This window comes from Variovorax sp. EL159 (genome assembly GCF_900100965.1).
GTDB lineage: Bacteria > Pseudomonadota > Gammaproteobacteria > Burkholderiales > Burkholderiaceae_C > Variovorax.
Genome location: NZ_FMUJ01000003.1, coordinates 650,044 through 664,653 on the forward strand (window position 1 = coordinate 650,044; position 14,610 = coordinate 664,653).

General features: G+C 64.2%; 16 protein-coding genes. 7 read left to right on the top strand and 9 right to left on the bottom strand.

Translation table 11 applies throughout. The features are described 5' to 3' along the window. Positions 1-5 precede the first annotated feature (5 nt). The 6 genes from leuA to BLQ28_RS15130 form a co-directional block, all read right to left on the bottom strand. On the bottom strand, positions 6-1,709 hold the full coding sequence (leuA, locus tag BLQ28_RS15105; RefSeq protein WP_093240690.1) for a 2-isopropylmalate synthase: 1,704 nt from the start codon (positions 1,707-1,709) through the stop codon (positions 6-8). A 207-nt stretch (positions 1,710-1,916) separates the two neighbouring features. Beyond that, positions 1,917-2,741, bottom strand: coding sequence for a CDP-diacylglycerol--serine O-phosphatidyltransferase (pssA, locus tag BLQ28_RS15110; protein WP_093240693.1), 825 nt, complete (start codon positions 2,739-2,741; stop codon positions 1,917-1,919). A gap of 185 nt (positions 2,742-2,926) precedes the next feature. Next, positions 2,927-3,943: a ketol-acid reductoisomerase gene (gene ilvC / locus BLQ28_RS15115; protein ID WP_093240696.1), complete on the bottom strand. Its 1,017-nt coding sequence runs from the start codon at positions 3,941-3,943 to the stop codon at positions 2,927-2,929. A 52-nt stretch (positions 3,944-3,995) separates the two neighbouring features. Next, positions 3,996-4,268, bottom strand: coding sequence for a DUF4282 domain-containing protein (locus BLQ28_RS15120; RefSeq protein WP_093240699.1), 273 nt, complete (start codon positions 4,266-4,268; stop codon positions 3,996-3,998). A 55-nt stretch (positions 4,269-4,323) separates the two neighbouring features. Beyond that, entirely contained in the window at positions 4,324-4,815 is a 492-nt protein-coding gene (gene ilvN, locus BLQ28_RS15125) for an acetolactate synthase small subunit (RefSeq protein ID WP_093240703.1), read from the bottom strand. Positions 4,816-4,958: 143 nt separating this feature from the next. Next, positions 4,959-6,743, bottom strand: a complete 1,785-nt coding sequence (locus BLQ28_RS15130; protein WP_093240705.1) for an acetolactate synthase 3 catalytic subunit — start codon at positions 6,741-6,743, stop codon at positions 4,959-4,961. Between the two features lie 281 nt (positions 6,744-7,024). On the opposite strand from BLQ28_RS15130, the gene BLQ28_RS15135 reads away from it, so the two are divergent. The 6 genes from BLQ28_RS15135 to BLQ28_RS15160 are packed head-to-tail and all read left to right on the top strand — an operon-like array spanning position 7,025 to position 10,482. Beyond that, positions 7,025-7,591: an RNA polymerase sigma factor gene (locus BLQ28_RS15135; protein WP_093240708.1), complete on the top strand. Its 567-nt coding sequence runs from the start codon at positions 7,025-7,027 to the stop codon at positions 7,589-7,591. Next, on the top strand, positions 7,588-8,010 hold the full coding sequence (locus tag BLQ28_RS15140; RefSeq protein ID WP_093240711.1) for a DUF3619 family protein: 423 nt from the start codon (positions 7,588-7,590) through the stop codon (positions 8,008-8,010). The genes BLQ28_RS15135 and BLQ28_RS15140 overlap by 4 nt, the downstream gene beginning before the upstream one ends. A 57-nt stretch (positions 8,011-8,067) precedes the next feature. Then, entirely contained in the window at positions 8,068-8,877 is an 810-nt protein-coding gene (locus BLQ28_RS15145) for a DUF3106 domain-containing protein (protein ID WP_256327302.1), read from the top strand. A gap of 12 nt (positions 8,878-8,889) precedes the next feature. Next, a complete protein-coding gene (locus tag BLQ28_RS15150; RefSeq protein WP_093240716.1) occupies positions 8,890-9,456 on the top strand; it encodes an RDD family protein in 567 nt (188 codons plus the stop codon). Then, positions 9,453-9,860 carry a diacylglycerol kinase gene (locus BLQ28_RS15155; RefSeq protein WP_093240718.1) on the top strand — a complete coding sequence of 136 codons (408 nt, stop codon included), beginning with the start codon at positions 9,453-9,455 and terminating at the stop codon, positions 9,858-9,860. Before BLQ28_RS15150 ends, BLQ28_RS15155 begins: the two co-directional genes overlap by 4 nt. 31 nt (positions 9,861-9,891) lie before the next feature. Continuing rightward, the gene (locus tag BLQ28_RS15160; RefSeq protein WP_093240721.1) at positions 9,892-10,482 is read left to right on the top strand and encodes an LOG family protein; all 591 of its coding nucleotides are present in this window, start codon (positions 9,892-9,894) and stop codon (positions 10,480-10,482) included. A gap of 48 nt (positions 10,483-10,530) precedes the next feature. On the opposite strand, the gene BLQ28_RS15165 is transcribed toward BLQ28_RS15160, so the two are convergent. After that, positions 10,531-10,869: a P-II family nitrogen regulator gene (locus tag BLQ28_RS15165; RefSeq protein WP_019652991.1), complete on the bottom strand. Its 339-nt coding sequence runs from the start codon at positions 10,867-10,869 to the stop codon at positions 10,531-10,533. Further along, positions 10,866-12,563: an NAD+ synthase gene (locus tag BLQ28_RS15170; RefSeq protein WP_093240724.1), complete on the bottom strand. Its 1,698-nt coding sequence runs from the start codon at positions 12,561-12,563 to the stop codon at positions 10,866-10,868. The genes BLQ28_RS15165 and BLQ28_RS15170 overlap by 4 nt, the downstream gene beginning before the upstream one ends. A gap of 19 nt (positions 12,564-12,582) precedes the next feature. Here BLQ28_RS15170 and BLQ28_RS15175 point away from each other — a divergent pair, with 19 nt between their 5' ends. Beyond that, positions 12,583-13,785, top strand: a complete 1,203-nt coding sequence (locus BLQ28_RS15175; protein ID WP_093240727.1) for a GNAT family N-acetyltransferase — start codon at positions 12,583-12,585, stop codon at positions 13,783-13,785. Between the two features lie 120 nt (positions 13,786-13,905). On the opposite strand, the gene ppa is transcribed toward BLQ28_RS15175, so the two are convergent. Then, positions 13,906-14,433 carry an inorganic diphosphatase gene (gene ppa, locus BLQ28_RS15180; protein WP_007834256.1) on the bottom strand — a complete coding sequence of 176 codons (528 nt, stop codon included), beginning with the start codon at positions 14,431-14,433 and terminating at the stop codon, positions 13,906-13,908. Positions 14,434-14,610 lie beyond the last annotated feature (177 nt).

A 14,610-nucleotide genomic window follows, 5' to 3' on the forward strand; every position in this document is an offset into this window, starting at 1 on the left:
CAGCGTCAGGCGACTTCAACCGCCGATTGTGCGCTGCGCGCGCCCCGGCTCCGCGCCCGCTCGACGCCCGAGACGATGGCCTTGAGCGATGCCGAGATCACGTTCGCGTCGATGCCGACGCCGAACAGGGTCTGGCTTTCGTCAACGCGCAGTTCAAGGTACGCCACCGACTTGGCATCGGCACCGGCGCCGATGGCGTGCTGGTGGTAGTCCATCACGCGCACGGTGTGGCCGGTGGCCTTGCTCAGTGCCTGCGTGAAGGCGTCGATCGGCCCGTTGCCACGGCCTTCGATGGCGCGGATCTCACCGTCCCAGGGCAGGTCGCCGCGCAGAACCACGACAGCATCGGCGCCCTCGCCCTCTTCCTCGATCACGCGGTGCTGCAGTGAATGGGCGGCCTCGATGCCGTACTCGCGCACGAAGAGATCCCAGAGGTCGGCCGCCGTGAGCTCCTTGCCGGCCACGTCCATCACGCGCTGCACGGTCTGCATGAATTCCATCTGCAGGCGGCGCGGCATCTCGATGCCGTACTCGCTCTCGAGCAGGTAGGCCATGCCGCCCTTGCCCGACTGGCTGTTGACGCGGATCACGGCCTCGTAGCTGCGGCCCACGTCCTTCGGGTCGATGGGGAGGTAGGGCATGTCCCAGATGTCGCCGTCCTTGCGCGCGGCGAAGGCCTTCTTGATCGCATCCTGGTGCGAGCCCGAGAACGAGGTGTAGACCAGATCGCCCACGTACGGGTGGCGCGGGTGTACCGGAATCTGGTTGCAGTGCTCGACCGTCGCGCGAATTTCGTCGATGTTCGAGAAGTCGAGCTCGGGCGACACGCCTTGCGTGTAGAGATTGAGCGCGACGTTCACGAGGTCGAGGTTGCCGGTGCGTTCACCGTTGCCGAAGAGGCAGCCTTCGATGCGCTCGGCACCCGCCATCAATGCCAGCTCACCTGCCGCCGTGCCAGTACCGCGGTCGTTGTGCGGATGCACGCACAGGATGATCGAGTCGCGCCGCGCAAGGTTGCGGTGCATCCACTCGATCATGTCGGCAAAGATATTCGGCGTGGAATGCTCCACCGTGGTGGGCAGGTTGACGATGCACTTGCGCTCGGGCGTCGGCGCCCAGACTTCGGTGACCGCATCGACCACGCGCTTGGAAAACGCGACGTCGGTGCCCGAGAACATTTCGGGCGAATACTGGAAGGTCCACTGCGTCGCCGGCTGCTTGGCGGCGAAGTCGTTGAACATGCGCGCATGGGTGGTGGCGAGCTCGACGATCTGGTCTTCGCTCATGCCGAGCACCACGCGGCGCATCACCGGGGCCACGGCGTTGTAGAGGTGAACGATGGCGCGCGGTGCGCCCTGCAGCGCCTCGAAGGTGCGGGCGATGAGGTGGTCGCGTGCCTGCGTCAGCACCTGGATCGTCACGTCGTCGGGAATGCGGTCTTCCTCGATCAGCTTGCGCACGAAGTCGAATTCGACCTGGGAAGCGGAAGGAAAGCCGACTTCGATTTCCTTGAAGCCGATGGCCACGAGGGTCTCGAACATGCGCATCTTGCGCGCGATGTCCATGGGCTCGACCAGGGCCTGGTTGCCATCACGCAGATCGGTCGACAGCCAGATCGGGGCCTTGGTCAGCACGGCATCGGGCCAGGTGCGGTCCTTGAGGCCGATCGGGGCGAATGCGCGGTATTTGGCTTGAGGTTGCTTGAGCATGTCGATTTCTCTGTGATGGTTGGTATTCAACCAGCAACCCCAAAAACAAACGGCCCGTTGCTGGTGCGAACGGGCCGTGGTGAGGGATTTGCGCGTGCGCTACCGTCTCCGCCCGTGAGGGAGAGCTAGTAGGGCCAGCAGCGAAATCTTGGTCATGAGGGTTGCGAATGTAGCACAGCCTTTGCGGGCCTGGGAAGGCCCCAGGGCTCAGTTGTGCAGGCCTCGCTCGTCGGGCTCTTCGGTCGAGGTGCTGATCACGCTGGCCGGCTGGCCCTTGGCCTTGCGCCATCCGTAGACCACATACCCGCTCAGCCCATAGACGACGAACAGGCCGAACAGCACGGTCGGCGGATGGATGTTGATGACCGCGATGCCCAGCGCGATCAGCACGATCGCTGCAAAGGGCACGCTCTTCTTCATCTGGATGTCCTTGAAGCTGTAGAACGGCGCATTGGTGACCATCGTCAGGCCCGCATACAGCGTGAACGCGAAGGTGACCCAGGTGATCTGCGTCCACGAGAGGTACAGCACCTCGCCGCCGCGCTTGCCCCACTCGTCCACCAGCCAGATGAAGCCCGCCACCAATGCCGCAGCCGCAGGCGATGGCAGGCCCTGGAACCAGCGCTTGTCGACCACGCCGGTGTTGACGTTGAAGCGTGCCAGCCGCAGCGCGGCACAGGCGCAGTACACAAAAGCTGCGATCCAGCCCCAGCGCCCCAGGCCCTTGAGCGACCACTCGTAGGCGATCAACGCAGGCGCGGCACCGAACGACACCATGTCGGACAGCGAATCCATCTGCTCGCCGAATGCGCTTTGCGTGTTGGTCATGCGCGCGACGCGGCCATCGAGGCTGTCGAGAATCATCGCGGCGAACACGCCGAGCGCTGCGAGATCGAAGCGCGCGTTCATGGCCATCACGACCGAGTAGAAACCGCCGAACAACGCCGCCAGCGTGAACAGGTTCGGCAGGATGTAGATGCCCTTGCGGCGTTTGCGCGGTTGCACCTCGTCGGGAACCGTATCGTCATGCATTGAATTTGCCTCCGTCCCTCATGGGCACTGCGCGGTCAGCTATCCATTCGATAGCATCTTGATCTGTGAGTCGCATGGTTCGCAGTGTAGTTCAGGGGATGCTTTGCCCCCATCAAACAAAAGGGCCACCGCGACGGGTGGCCCTTGGGAAACAGGTGCCGAAGCACCCGTTCTTGCCTGCAGAATCAGTTGCGGGTCTGGTCGACCAGCTTGTTCTTCTTGATCCAGGGCATCATCGCGCGCAGCTTTTCGCCAACCACTTCGATCTGGTGCTCGGCACCCAGGCGACGACGGCTGATCAGCGTGGGCTGGCCGGCAGCGGCTTCGAGCACGAAGCTCTTTGCGTATTCGCCGGTCTGGATGTCCTTGAGCACTTGCTTCATGACCTTCTTGGTCTCGTCGGTCACGATGCGCGGGCCCGTGACGTACTCGCCGTATTCGGCGTTGTTCGAGATCGAGTAGTTCATGTTGGCGATGCCGCCTTCATAGATCAGGTCGACGATGAGCTTGAGCTCGTGCAGGCATTCGAAGTACGCCATTTCGGGCGCGTAGCCGGCTTCCACCAGCGTTTCGAAACCAGCCTTGATCAGCTCGACCGTGCCGCCGCACAGAACCGCTTGTTCGCCGAACAGGTCGGTTTCGGTTTCTTCGCGGAAGTTGGTCTCGATGATGCCGGCCTTGCCGCCGCCGTTGGCGGTGGCGTAGCTCAGCGCGAGGTCACGCGCCTTGCCGGTCTTGTCCTGGTGCACGGCCACGAGGTGGGGCACGCCGCCACCTTGCGTGTACGTGCTGCGCACCGTGTGGCCTGGGGCCTTGGGGGCGACCATCCAGACGTCGAGGTCGGCGCGTGGCTGCACGAAGCCATAGTGCACGTTGAAGCCGTGCGCGAAGACGAGCGAAGCGCCTTCCTTGATGTGCGGGGCCACGTCGTTCTTGTAGACGTTGGCGATCTGCTCGTCGGGCAGCAGGATCATGACCACGTCGGCCGACTTCACGGCATCGGCCACTTCGGCGACCTGCAGGCCGGCCTTGCCGACCTTGTCCCACGAAGCGCCACCCTTGCGCAGGCCGACCACGACCTTGACGCCGCTGTCGTTCAGGTTCTGCGCATGCGCGTGACCTTGCGACCCGTAACCGATGATTGCGACCGTCTTGCCCTTGATGAGGCTGAGATCCGCGTCCTTGTCGTAGTAAACCTTCATATGCGTCTTTCCTATTTAATCTCGGGCACCCCCTCCACGGGGGTGCGTTCACTCACAGTTGGCCGGAAGAATTCCGGTCCTTCATTTGCTGATTGATGGACACGAGGTTGTCGTGAATGCGGAACAGCAGGATCAGCAATTCGCTGTAGACGCGAACCATGATCGCGCCGATAACCAGAATGGCGAGGCCGGCAACAATGCCCCTGAGGCCGCCGCTGAAAAGCGTGCCGACCCCGGTAATCAATACCGCCAACAACCCCAGGAAATACAGTACCCGGATGACGATGGGGGTCACCATCTTGTCGAAACCCAGCAAATCTTGCATCACCTTCTCCTCATGTCGTGTTGATAAACGATGGAACTGAGGGGATCTTCACCCCCTACACGCGCAGGATGCGCTCGCCGCGCCCGATGCCGCTGGCACCGGTGCGGACAGTCTCGAGGATAGCGCTACGGTCGATCGCTTCAAGAAAAGCGTCGTTCTTGCCGTGGTCGCCGGTGAGTTCGATGGTGTAGCTCTTGTCGGTCACGTCGATGATGCGGCCTCGGAAGATCTCGGCCATGCGCATCATTTCTTCGCGCTCCTTGCCGACCGCGCGCACCTTCACCATCATGAGCTCGCGCTCGGTGTAGGCGCCTTCGGTCAGGTCGACGACCTTCACGACTTCGATCAGGCGGTTCAGGTGCTTGGTGATCTGCTCGATCACGTCGTCCGAACCGGTGGTGACGATCGTCATGCGCGAGAGGCTCGAGTCCTCGGTCGGCGCGACGGTCAGCGATTCGATGTTGTAGCCACGGGCCGAGAAAAGGCCCACCACGCGGGAAAGAGCACCCGGCTCGTTTTCCAGCAGCACTGCAATGATGTGTTTCATGTTTGCGTGACTCCTCATTTCGCCTGCGCGGAAGCTTTCGCTTTCGCCGCCCTCCCCCGCGCACGGTAATGCGCGGGCTTGGCGGGCAATAGATTCGTCAGTAAGGGTTGAACGAGAACTAGCGAACGAACGGGGAACCGGGATCAGAGATCCTCGGAACCCAGGAGCATCTCGGTGATGCCCATGCCGGCCTTCACCATCGGGAACACGTTCTCGGTGGGGTCGGTACGGAAGTCCATGAACACCGTGCGGTCCTTGAGCTTGCGTGCTTCGCGCAGCGCCGGCTCCACGTCTTGTGGACGCTCGATCAGCATGCCGACGTGGCCGTAGGCCTCGGCAAGCTTCACGAAGTTGGGCAGTGCATCCATGTAGCTGTGGCTGTAGCGGCCGGAGTATTCGATCTCCTGCCACTGGCGCACCATGCCCAGGTAGCGGTTGTTCAGCGAGCAGATCTTGATCGGCGTGTTGTATTGCAGGCAGGTAGAGAGTTCCTGGATGCACATCTGCACCGAGCCTTCGCCGGTGATGGTGAACACTTCCGACTCGGGCTTGGCGAGCTTGATGCCCATGGCGTAGGGAATGCCCACGCCCATGGTGCCCAGGCCGCCCGAGTTGATCCAGCGGCGCGGCTCGTCGAAGCGGTAGTACTGGGCGGCCCACATCTGGTGCTGGCCGACGTCCGACGTGATGTACGCGTCAGCGTCTTTGGTCATGTTCCAGAGGGTCTCGACCACGTACTGCGGCTTGATGACGTCCTTGTTGTCGCGGTCGTACTTGAGGCAATCGCGCGAGCGCCAGGCCTCGATGGTCTTCCACCAGTCGGCCAGTGCGCCGGCGTCAGGCTTGGTCGTGCTCTCGCGGATCATCGAGATCAGTTCGGTGAGCACGTCCTTCACGTCGCCGACGATCGGGATGTCGACCTTCACGCGCTTGGAAATGCTCGACGGATCGATATCGACGTGGATGATCTTGCGTTCGTTCTGCGCAAAGTGCTTGGGGTTGCCGATCACGCGGTCGTCGAAGCGCGCACCCACCGCCAGCAGCACGTCGCAGTTCTGCATCGCGTTGTTGGCTTCGATGGTGCCGTGCATGCCCAGCATGCCGAGGAACTTGCGGTCGCTCGCCGGATAGGCACCCAGGCCCATCAGCGTGTTGGTGACCGGGTAGCCGAGCATGTCGACCAGCGTGCGCAGTTCGTTGCAGGCATTGCCCAGCAGCACGCCGCCGCCGGTGTAGATGTACGGACGCTTGGCCGCCAGCAGCAGTTGCAGCGCCTTGCGGATCTGGCCGCCATGGCCCTTGCGCACGGGGTTGTACGAGCGCATCTCGACCTTGTCGGGATAGCCGGCGTAAGGCGTCTTCTTGAAGGAAACGTCCTTGGGCACATCCACCACCACGGGGCCGGGGCGGCCGCTGCGTGCGATGTGGAAGGCCTTCTTCATCGTCATGGCCAGATCCTTCGGATCCTTGACGAGGAAGTTGTGCTTGACGATGGGGCGGGTGATACCGACCGTGTCGCATTCTTGGAAAGCATCGAGGCCGATGGCTGCCGTCGGCACCTGGCCCGAGATGATCACCATCGGGATCGAATCCATGTACGCCGTGGCGATACCGGTGACCGCGTTGGTCAGGCCAGGGCCCGAGGTGACCAGCGCCACGCCGACTTCGCCGGTAGCGCGCGCATAGCCGTCGGCTGCGTGGACAGCGGCCTGCTCGTGGCGCACCAGCACGTGCTGGATGGTGTCCTGCTTGTAGAACGCGTCGTAGATGTAGAGGACCGCGCCGCCGGGGTAGCCCCAGACGTACTGAACGCCTTCGGCCTGCAGTGCCTTGACCAGCACTTCAGCGCCCATGAGTTCTTGCGTGGCATTGCCGGCGCCGGAAGACGCGGCGGCTGCGGAGATGATTTCCGCTTTCGAGATTTCCATGATCAACCTTTGTCTATTTCGGGAACGAAATACCTTGGGTGCCCCTTGCCAACCCTTGTGAGGTCGCGCCAGGACTTGAGGCCATAGCCATGAGCGGACTGATGTTCCGCCGGACCTTGACCCGTTTGCCTTTTGACTTGCAGGGCGGATTATGACATTTCCGGGCGTTCAGATTCGCTTCAGCTGTCGTGTAAAGACACAAAGGCATAATCCCCGGCGGTAAACATACGCGATCGCTAGACACCTCCTCCCCACGCGGCGCGCCCTGCGCCCCTTCTCGCTTGGCCACTGAACAAGAACTCTCCGACTTCCTGAAAAGCGTCGAACGGCGCGCTTTCAAGCGCTCGGTCTATCACGTGCGGGATGAAGAAGCGGCGCTCGACATCGTGCAGGACAGCATGATGAAGCTGGCGCAGCACTACGGCGACAAGCCGGCGAACGAGCTGCCGATGCTGTTCCAGCGCATCCTGTCGAACTGCACGCTCGACTGGTTCCGCCGCCAGAAAACCCGCCGCGCCCTGTTCTCGAACCTCAGCGATTTCGACTCGATCGACGACGACGGCGATTTCGATCTGCTCGAGAACTTCGTCTCGCCCGCCGACTCTAGGGAGACGGAGAGCGCCGAAGACACGACCCGCCGCGCCCAGGTCTTCCACGAGATCGAGGAACAAATCGCGGCGCTGCCGGGCCGTCAACGCGAGGCTTTCCTGATGCGTTACTGGGAGGAAATGGACGTCGCCGAGACGGCCGCCGCGATGGGCTGCTCCGAAGGCAGCGTCAAAACCCATTGCTCGCGAGCCGTTCACGCTCTGAGCAAGGCGCTCAAGGCCAAGGGAATATCGCTATGAACACTAAGGTTCCAACTTCTTCATCCGCCGCCGAGGACCAGTTCGGCCAGCGTCTGGCTGCACGCCTGTCGAGCGGCAACCGCGAGCTGTCGCACGACATCGGCGAGCGCCTGCGAGTCGCCCGTGCGCAAGCCGTGGCCGCACGCAAGCTGCCGCCGCAGTTGCGAACGGCGCCCGTCGTGGTTCGGTCGGGCCATACGGCCACGCTGGGTGGCAGTTGGTGGACCCGTATTGGTTCGGTGGTGCCCTTGATTGCGCTCGTCGCCGGGCTCGTCACCATCAGCGTGATGCAGGACGACGACCGAGCCAGCGAACTGGCCGAAGTGGATTCCGCGCTCCTGACGGGCGATCTGCCGCCTGCCGCCTATACCGACCCCGGTTTTGCCCAATTTCTGAAGGCCGACAGCGCCTCCGACTGAACTTTCACCGACCGAATGCGACGCCGCTCTCCCCCCAGCGCGAACAAGCCCCGCCCGTTGCGCCCGCTCCCGGCGGGCGCAGTCGTTTGGGCGGGTGCGCTTGCAGCCGCGGCCTTCAGCCTGACGCTCGCCAGCGCCCAGACCCGCCCCGAGGCGGCAATCAAGGCAGCGGGCAGCCCGGCGGCGGCCGCCTCTTCCGCGGCTGCCACCAGCCCCAAGGCGGTTTCGCCGACCAAGCCGCTCTGGAGCGAACTCACCGCAGGGCAGCAAATGGCCCTCAAGCCGTTGGCTCCTCACTGGAACGCGCTGAACGCCGGCCAGAAACGCAAATGGCTGGCCCTGTCGCGCAATTTCGCGAACATGTCGGCCGACGACCAGGTCACGCTGCACAGCCGCATGATCGAATGGGCCGCGCTCAGCAACCAGCAGCGCACCCAGGCCCGGCTGAATTTCGCCGAGGTCAAGCGCATCCCGGCCGATGAGCGCAAGGCGAAGTGGGAGCAATACCAGGCCCTGAGCGAAGAAGAAAAGCGCAAGCTCGCTGAGCGCGCACCGGTCAAGCCACGCGGCGCGGCCATTCCGGTGCGCCCGGTTTCCGCCCAGAAGCTCGTGCCCGTGCCGGCCATCGCGCCCGGTGGACAGCACACGCCCCGAATCCTGCTGACGCCCCCGCCTGCCCCGGCTTCAGCCCCGGCAACGATGATGGTGGCGACACCAGCTGAACGGGTTCCGGCGACCACCCCAGCCGTCGCCGTCGTGCCGGCAGCACCGCCCGCCCCCGCCAGCATCACGTCGCCTCCGGTCCCGGCCGAAGCCCAGGTACCGCCGCCGTCCTCGGCGACCGAGCCGCCTTCCTCCGCTCCCTGACCGAAGGCTTCGATGGTTTCCAGCACGCCCGAGGCTTCGGGGTCCAATCAGCCCGGCTCGCCTGCTCCTGTTTCAAGCAGCGCCTCAGCTTCGATCGTGCCCAGCCTGTGGCGCCGCATGGCCTGCTGGCTCTACGAAGGCATGCTGCTCTTCGCCGTGGTCTTCGTTTCAGGCTGGCTGTTCAGCACGCTGGGCCAGATGCGCGACGCGATGGACTCGCGCCGACACCTCTTCCAGGCCTTCCTGTTCGTGGTGTTCGGCGTGTACTTCGTCTGGTTCTGGGCCAAGGGCCAGACGCTCGCCATGAAAACCTGGAACATCCGCATCGTCGATGCTCAGTGCCATCCCGTCAGCCAGCGCCGCGCATTGGCGCGCTACCTGCTGAGCTGGGTCTGGTTCCTGCCGCCGCTGGCCGCCATTGCGCCTTTCAAGCTGTCGGGCGGCGAAACAACGCTCCTCGTCTTTGGCTGGGTCGCCATCTGGGCCCTGCTCGCCCGTTTTCACCCCGATCGCCAGTTCTGGCACGACGCCTGGGCCGGTACGCGGCTCATCACCTCCCAACCGATGAGCCGCCGATGAGTGCCTTGCCCAATCTTCCCGATCCCGCCGTCAACCCGCAGAAGGCCCGCAAGGGCTTCGAGCGCGTCTGGCACGCCACACTGATCTCGCTGCACGGCCTGCGTGCCGGCTGGAGCGAACCCGCCTTCCGCCAGGAGGCCGTCCTGTCGATCGTGATGATCCCGGCCTCTTTCTGGCTCGGGCGCAGCTGGGTCGAGGTGGCGCTGCTCGCGGGCAGTGCCATCCTGGTGATGATCGTCGAGCTGCTCAACACTGCCGTGGAAGCCGCCATCGACCGTATCGGCCCTGAATGGCACGACCTTTCCAAGCGTGCCAAGGACATGGGCAGCGCCGCCGTGCTGCTCTCGCTGACGCTGTGCGGTGGCATCTGGGCGGCAGCGCTCTGGCAACGCTTCGTGTCATGAGACAGCCCGCCGGCTACGGCATGATGGCGGGATGAATCCTGAATTTTCGATCTGTGTCTATTGCGGCTCGCGCCCCGGCGAGCGCCCCGAGTTTTCCCAGGCCGCACAAGCGGTCGGCCAGTGGATCGGCCAGCATCGCGGCCAACTGGTCTACGGCGGCGGCCGCACCGGCCTGATGGGCACGGTGGCCGAGGCCACCCGCCAGGCCGGCGGCCGCGTGGTCGGCATCATTCCCAAGGCACTGGTCGACAAGGAACTGGCCAATCCGCTGTGCGACGAACTGCATGTGGTCGACACCATGCACGAGCGCAAGGCCATGATGGGCGAGCGCGCCGATGCCTTCGTGGCGCTGCCGGGCGGCATTGGCACCTTCGAAGAGCTGTTCGAGATCTGGACCTGGCGCCAGCTCGGCTATCACGACAAGCCGACCGGCATCCTCAACACCGCGGGCTACTACGACGGGTTGCTGGGCTTCCTGGCGCACAGCGTGCGCGAGGGCTTCATGGGGGAATGGCAGATGGAGCTGATCCGCACCGGTACCGACGCAACCGAATTGCTGTCGGCACTGCGCGCCGAAGTGCCGCTCCATCCGCGTGAAGACAGGCTGTCCGAAAACCTCTGACGCCCGCCTTCGACGACAAAGCCCCGCAAGGGGCTTTTTTGCGCCTTGTCAGACTGCGTTTTCGTTCTCTTCGCCAGTGCGGATGCGCACGATGCGCTCCACGGCGGTGACAAAAATCTTCCCGTCGCCGATCTTCCCGGTGCGCGCGGAATTGACGATGGCTTCGATGCAGCGCTCCACATCGGCCTCGTTGACGACCACTTCGACCTTCATCTTGGGCAGGAAGTCGACCACGTACTCGGCGCCGCGGTAAAGCTCGGTGTGGCCCTTCTGGCGGCCGAAGCCCTTGACTTCGGTCACGGTCAGGCCGGTAACGCCCACTTCGGCCAAGGCCTCGCGCACGTCCTCGAGCTTGAAGGGTTTGACGATGGCGGTGATCTGCTTCATGGGTTTTGTGCTCCGGCGGTTTCGTTGAATTTGCTGGTGATAGGGTAACGCCAATCCTTGCCGAAGCTTCGATGGGTGACCCGGATGCCTACGGGCGCCTGGCGCCGCTTGTATTCGTTGATCCTGATGAGCCGCGCAACCCGTTCGACCACCGCGCGGTCGTAGCCCGCGGCAATGATCTCGTCGATGCCCTCGTCGTCCTGCATGTAGCGTGCCAGGATGCCGTCGAGGATGTCGTAGGGCGGCAGGCTGTCCTGGTCGGTCTGGTCGGGCCGCAGCTCCGCGCTCGGCGGGCGGGTGATGATGCGCTCGGGAATCGGCTCGGCGCCGGTGCCATAGGGGTCGTGGGCATTGCGCCAGCGCGCCAGGGCGAACACGGTGGTCTTGAGCAGGTCCTTGATGACCGCGAAGCCGCCAGCCATGTCTCCGTAGAGCGTGCAGTAGCCGGTGGCCATCTCGCTCTTGTTGCCGGTGGTCAGCACGATCGATCCGAACTTGTTCGACAGCCCCATCAGCAGCGTGCCGCGGATGCGGGCCTGGATGTTCTCTTCGGCCGTGTCTTCGGGCCGGCCCTTGAACTCGTCGGCCAGCGCGCCCTTGAAAGATTCGAAGGTGTGCCTGATCGAGATTTCGTCGTAGCGCACGCCCAGCCGGCCGGCCATGTCGCGCGCGTCGATCCAGCTGATGTCGGCGGTGTAAGGCGAAGGCATCATCACTGCACGCACCTTGTCCTTGCCCAGTGCATCGACGGCGATGGCAAGCACCAATGCGGAGTCGATGCCGCCCGAGAGCCCCAGGATGGCGCCCGGAAAACCGTTCTTGCCGATGTAGTCGCGCACGCCGAGCACCAACGCGTCCCAGAGCTGCGCCTCGGCCTCGCGCGGGGGCGCGATGGCACCGGGCTGGGCCATGAAGCCGACGCCGCCTCTCGGGCCCCGTTCCAGCTGCACCAACGGCACCTGCTCGCGAAAGCTCTCGGCCTGCATGGCGACCTCGCCATCGGCCTGCAATGCGAAGGAGGCGCCGTCGAACACCACTTCGTCCTGCCCGCCGACCAGATGCGCGTAGACCAGCGGCAGGCCCACGGCGCGCGCCCGGTCAGCCATGCGCGCCACGCGCTCGCCCTCCTTGCCCACGTGGTAGGGCGAGGCATTGATCACCGCCAGCACCTCGGCGCCGGACTCGCGCGCCAGTTCGGCCGGCTGGTCGAACCAGGCGTCCTCGCAGATCAGCAGGCCGACCGAGACACCGCCCGCCTCGAACACGCAAGTGCCCTGCCCCGGCGTGAAATAGCGGCGCTCGTCGAACACCTGGTAGTTCGGCAGCTCGCGCTTGGCGTAGGTCTCGAGGATGCGGCCTTCCTTGATGACGCTGGCCGCGTTGTGGCGCATCTGCACTGCCACCGAGCGGCTGCGCAGGCTGCCACCAGTCGGATGCCCCACCACCACGACCATGTCTTTGAGGTCGGCCAGCGCAGCGGCAATGCCTTTCACGGCATCATCACAGGCTTCGGTGAAGGCGGGACGGAGGAACAGGTCTTCCGCCGCATAGCCGGCAATCGAGAGTTCGGGCGTCAGCAGCAGGCGCGCGCCTTCCGCATAGGCGTGGCGTGCGGCATCGACGATCTTTTTTGCGTTGCCGACGAGGTCGCCCACCACAAAATTGAGTTGCGCGATGGCGAGCTTGAGCGTCATACAGAAGGAAGAAAAAGGCTTGAACGATTATGTCATTCGGGTTCTGGCGTCACCGTCGGACGTGAGCCCGCAAGCCTGGAACGCGCTGCTGGCCACCGAGGCCGAGCCCTCGCCCTTCATGCGCCACGAATACCTGTCGGCGCTGCATGAAAGCGGCAGCGCCTCGCCCGCCAGCGGATGGATGCCGCAGTTCGTGACGCTGTGGCGCGGCAAGCGGCTGGAGGCCGCCTGCCCGTTCTACATCAAGGACCATTCGTACGGCGAGTACGTCTTCGACTGGGCCTGGGCCAATGCCTACGAGCAGCACGGCCTGGCCTACTACCCCAAGGCCGTGGTTGCGGTGCCTTTCACGCCGGTGCCGGGCACGCGGCTGCTGGCGCGCAACGCCGAAAGCCGCACGCTGCTGGTGCAGGCGCTGGTCGCCCTGTGCAAGCAGGAAGAACTGTCGTCGCTGCACCTGCTGTTCGGCGCCGACGCGGACATCGCCGCCTGCACCGAGGCCGGGCTGATGCTGCGCAACACGGTTCAGTTCCACTGGACGAATGCGGCCCCGAAGCCCTGCGGCGATGGGCCACTGCAGCCCGCTGAAGGCGAAGCGACCTACCCGGACTTCGACACCTTCCTCGCAAGCCTCTCCCACGACAAGCGCAAGAAGATCCGCCAGGAGCGCCGCAAGGTGGCCGACGCTGGCGTGAGCTTTCGCTGGTCACGCGGCGCCGATATTTCCGCGACCGACTGGGATTTCTTCTACCGCTGCTATGAGCGCACCTACCGCGAGCACGGCAACCCGCCCTACCTCACCCGCGACTTCTTCCAGCGCATGGCCGACACGATGCCCGAGGCCTGGCTCCTGTTCATCGCCGAGCGCAACGGCAAGCCCATGGCCTCCAGCCTGATCGCCCTCTCGACGCAAGAGGGCAAGGCGCTGGTTGCCTACGGTCGTTACTGGGGGGCGCTGGAACGGGTCGATTGCCTGCACTTCGAGGCTTGCTACTACCAGCCGCTGGCGTGGTGCATCGCGCATGGCGCGAAGCGCTTCGAGGGCGGTGCCCAGGGCGAGCACAAGATGGCGCGGGCGTTGATGCCGGTGAAGACGACCAGCGCGCATTGGCTGGCACACCCGGCGTTCTCCGATGCCGTGGAGCGCTTTCTCGAACGCGAGGGCGCGGGCATCGAAAACTACATGGACCACCTGGGCGAACGCAGCCCGTTCAAGGCTTAGGTTCGCCCCAGGCTTCACGCACTTCGTGTCGCGTCAACTCCCTCGATCGGGAGCAGCACCCGCAGCCCGGCAAGGCCGGCTCCGCGGTGTTTCACGAATCACGAAGACGCTGGCTTGCTCCTACTTCTTGTAAGCGGCGATGCCGTCCAGCACTTCCTTCTTGGCGGCGTCGATGCCTTCCCAGCCCAGCACCTTGACCCACTTGCCGGCTTCCAGGTCCTTGTAGTGCTCGAAGAAGTGGCTGATGGCCTTCAGGCGCATCGGGTTCACGTCGTCGACCGACTTCCAGTGGCTGTAGATCGGCAGCACCTTGTCGGTAGGCACGGCCAGCACCTTGCCGTCGACGCCGGCTTCGTCTTCCATCATCAGGATGCCGAGCGGGCGGCAAGGCACCACCACGCCGGGCAGCAGCGGGTACGGCGCGATCACCAGCACGTCGACCGGGTCGCCGTCGCCCGACAGCGTCTGCGGCACGTAGCCGTAATTGGCCGGGTAGTACATGGCCGTCGTCATGAAGCGGTCGACGAAGATCGCGCCCGATTCCTTGTCGACCTCGTACTTGATCGGGTCGGCGTTCATCGGGATTTCGATGACCACATTGAAGGCGTCGGGAACGTTCTTGCCGGGGGAAACTTTGTCGAAGGACATGACGTTTTTCGAGTAGTTGAAAAGTATGAGAGGGATGGGGACAAACCCGGAGTTTACTTTCCGTGTCACGGCGCGGTCGCACACGCATCTGTTTTTGCCTGTAAATTGCCACCGTTGGCCAATCGGCTCCGCACCTTCGGTGCAGTGAGCTTCGAGGAAGCAACGCGGCGGAAATCA

What these genes read in the sequence shown, in the direction of transcription:
- leuA (WP_093240690.1), bottom strand. Translation starts at nt 1,709, where the DNA reads ATGCTCAAGCAACCTCAAGCCAAATACCGCGCATTCGCCCCGATCGGC.
- pssA (WP_093240693.1), bottom strand. Translation starts at nt 2,741, where the DNA reads ATGCATGACGATACGGTTCCCGACGAGGTGCAACCGCGCAAACGCCGC.
- ilvC (WP_093240696.1), bottom strand. Translation starts at nt 3,943, where the DNA reads ATGAAGGTTTACTACGACAAGGACGCGGATCTCAGCCTCATCAAGGGC.
- BLQ28_RS15120 (WP_093240699.1), bottom strand. Translation starts at nt 4,268, where the DNA reads ATGCAAGATTTGCTGGGTTTCGACAAGATGGTGACCCCCATCGTCATC.
- ilvN (WP_093240703.1), bottom strand. Translation starts at nt 4,815, where the DNA reads ATGAAACACATCATTGCAGTGCTGCTGGAAAACGAGCCGGGTGCTCTT.
- BLQ28_RS15130 (WP_093240705.1), bottom strand. Translation starts at nt 6,743, where the DNA reads ATGGAAATCTCGAAAGCGGAAATCATCTCCGCAGCCGCCGCGTCTTCC.
- BLQ28_RS15140 (WP_093240711.1), top strand. Translation starts at nt 7,588, where the DNA reads ATGAACACTAAGGTTCCAACTTCTTCATCCGCCGCCGAGGACCAGTTC.
- BLQ28_RS15150 (WP_093240716.1), top strand. Translation starts at nt 8,890, where the DNA reads ATGGTTTCCAGCACGCCCGAGGCTTCGGGGTCCAATCAGCCCGGCTCG.
- BLQ28_RS15155 (WP_093240718.1), top strand. Translation starts at nt 9,453, where the DNA reads ATGAGTGCCTTGCCCAATCTTCCCGATCCCGCCGTCAACCCGCAGAAG.
- BLQ28_RS15160 (WP_093240721.1), top strand. Translation starts at nt 9,892, where the DNA reads ATGAATCCTGAATTTTCGATCTGTGTCTATTGCGGCTCGCGCCCCGGC.
- BLQ28_RS15165 (WP_019652991.1), bottom strand. Translation starts at nt 10,869, where the DNA reads ATGAAGCAGATCACCGCCATCGTCAAACCCTTCAAGCTCGAGGACGTG.
- BLQ28_RS15170 (WP_093240724.1), bottom strand. Translation starts at nt 12,563, where the DNA reads ATGACGCTCAAGCTCGCCATCGCGCAACTCAATTTTGTGGTGGGCGAC.
- ppa (WP_007834256.1), bottom strand. Translation starts at nt 14,433, where the DNA reads ATGTCCTTCGACAAAGTTTCCCCCGGCAAGAACGTTCCCGACGCCTTC.